Source organism: Betaproteobacteria bacterium (assembly GCA_016791345.1).
Taxonomy (GTDB): Bacteria; Pseudomonadota; Gammaproteobacteria; order Burkholderiales; family JAEUMW01; genus JAEUMW01.
The window spans coordinates 1-2497 of record JAEUMW010000317.1 but is presented as its reverse complement, the minus strand read 5'-3'; the positions used below and the strand labels follow the sequence as shown (position 1 = coordinate 2497).

The 2497-nt window shown below is 66.5% G+C and carries 2 protein-coding genes; both read left to right on the top strand.

The window, feature by feature from the left end:
- On the top strand, nt 1–1254 hold a 1254-nt coding region (locus tag JNK68_12555), incomplete at its 5' end, for an efflux RND transporter permease subunit (GenBank protein ID MBL8541186.1).
- 42 nt (nt 1255–1296) lie between these two features.
- A partial coding sequence (locus JNK68_12550; GenBank protein ID MBL8541185.1) for an efflux transporter outer membrane subunit occupies nt 1297–2497 on the top strand: 1201 nt, incomplete at its 3' end.

Here is a 2497-nt window from a genome sequence, read left to right as displayed (position 1 = left end):
AAGGAAGCGATCGTGCTGCCGATCAACCCGCCGTCGATCCCCGGCCTGGGTACTACCGGCGGGATGGAATTCTGGCTGCAGGCGCAGGGTGACACCTCGATCCAACAGTTTCAGGACATCCTCCAGCAGTACCTCGCCAAGGTGCGTCAGCGGCCCGAGCTCACCCGCATCACCGCCACGTTCGACGCCAACTCGCAGCAGATGCTGGTCGACGTTGACCGCGCGAAGGCGGAAACCCTCGGTGTCCCGGTGCAGGATGTCTACAACACCGTGCAGATCCTGTTCGGATCGCTGTACGTAAGCCAGTTCAACAAGTTCAGCCGGCTGTGGCAGGTGATCCTGCAGGCCGAGCCCGAGTTCCGTCTCAAGCCGGACGATCTCGACAATCTTTATGTGCGCAGCGACGCGGGCAAGATGGTGCCGCTCAAGGCGCTGGTGACCACCCGCTACGTCACCGGCCCCGACATCGTCACCCGCTTCAACAATTTCCCGGCGATCAAGATCACGGCGGATGCGGCGCCGGGCTTCAGCACGGGCGAAGGCATCGCGACGATGGAGGCCGTCGCCGAGGAAGTACTGCCGGAGGGCTTCGGCTATGCCTGGAGCGGACAGTCCTTCGAAGAAAAGAAGTCCGGCGGAACTTCGTTCGTCGTCTTCATCTTCGGCCTCATCATGGTGTTCCTCATCCTCGCCGCGCAATACGAGAAATGGTCGCTGCCGGCCGGCGTGCTGCTGGCGGTGCCGTTCGCGATCTTCGGCGCGATCGTGGCGATCTGGCTGCGCGGTCAGGAGAACAACATCTACTTCCAGATCGGGCTCACCATGCTGATCGCGCTCGCCGCCAAGAACGCGATCCTCATCTTCGAGTTCGCCGTGCTCAATCGCGAGGCCGGGAAGTCCCCGCTCGATGCGGCGCTCACCGCCGCCCGCGAGCGGCTGCGCCCGATCGTGATGACCTCCTTCGCCTTCATCCTGGGCTGTGTGCCGCTTGCCATCGCCACCGGGGCGGCGGCGAACAGCCGCCACTCGATCGGCACCGGCGTCATCGGCGGGATGCTGGCGGCGACCGTGATCGCCGTCTTCTTCATCCCGATGTTCTACTGGCTGATCGAGTCGTTCACTGAGAAAGTCGGGCGCAAGCCCGCCGCTCCCTTGAGCGGCACCGAGCCTCCTGATCTGCCACCTCCAACACCGGGTCCGGGCGGCGGCGCGACGGTCACGCCGGCGCCGCACGGCAAACACGAGGGGGATTGATGCGCGAGACCCGATCGCGCGTCGAACCGGACGCTCGCTGACATGCGCAAGCTCCTGATCGCTGCCTGCGTCGCAACCATGCTCGGCGGCTGCAAGGTCGGCCCCGACTATGTTCGCCCGGACGTCGATGCGCCCGCGGCCTTCCGCTACGACGCAGGCCAGGCAGCGGATCTCGTGAACACGAGCTGGTGGCAGCAGTTCGACGATCCGGTGCTGAATCAGCTCATCGGCACGGCGCTCGCCCAGAACAAGGACGTGCGCATCGCCGCCGCCCGCGTCGAGGAAGCCGCCGGGGTGCTCGGCACGACACGTTCACAGCTCTTTCCGCAGGTCGGTGCCGGCGCCGGTTTCGCACGGCAGCAGGTCAGTCGATACAGCGGGACGACGACGCTGCAGGACGACGTGCGGCGCACCTTCAACACCTATCAGGTGTTGCTTACGGCGTCCTGGGAGATCGATTTCTTCGGCAAGCTGCAGCGCCAGACCGAATCGGCGCGCGCTACCCTGCTCGCCACAGAGGACGGTCGCCGCGCCACCCTGCTCGCGCTGGTCGCAGCCGTCGCCAACGAGTACATCACGCTGCGCGACCTCGACAAGCAGCTGGAGATCTCGCGTCGCACGGCTGCCTCGCGGGGCGAAAGCCTGCGGCTCTTCGAGCTGCGCTTCAAGGGTGGCGTGATCGCCGAGCTCGAACTGAACCAGATGCGCTCCGAGTACGAGCAGGCGCTCGCCGCCATCCCCGATCTCGAACGCCAGATCACGCAGCAGGAGAACCTGATCTCGGTGCTGCTCGGGGAAAACCCGGGGCCGATTCCGCGCGGTCGCACGCTGGACGAGCTCGCGCTGCCGGTGGTGCCGGCCGGACTGCCTTCGGATCTGCTGGAGCAGCGCCCCGACCTCCTGCAGGCGGAGCAGACGCTCGTCGCTGCCAACGCCGACATCGGCGCGGCAAAGGCGCTCTACTATCCGACCATCTCGCTCACGGGCCAGGCCGGCACGCTCAGCACGCAGTGGAGCAGACTCTTCACCGGCGACACGCGGACATGGAGCTTCGGCCCCACCATCAGCGTGCCGATCTTCACCGCGGGCGCCATCCGCGGCCGGGTCGCGCAGGCGGAAGCGCGCAAGCAGCAGGCGCTCTACCAGTATCAGCAGGCGATCCAGACGGCATTTCGCGAAACCGAGGACGCGCTCGTCGGCCAGGTCAAGCTGCGCGAGCAGCTCGCGGTGCAGGCGCGCCGGG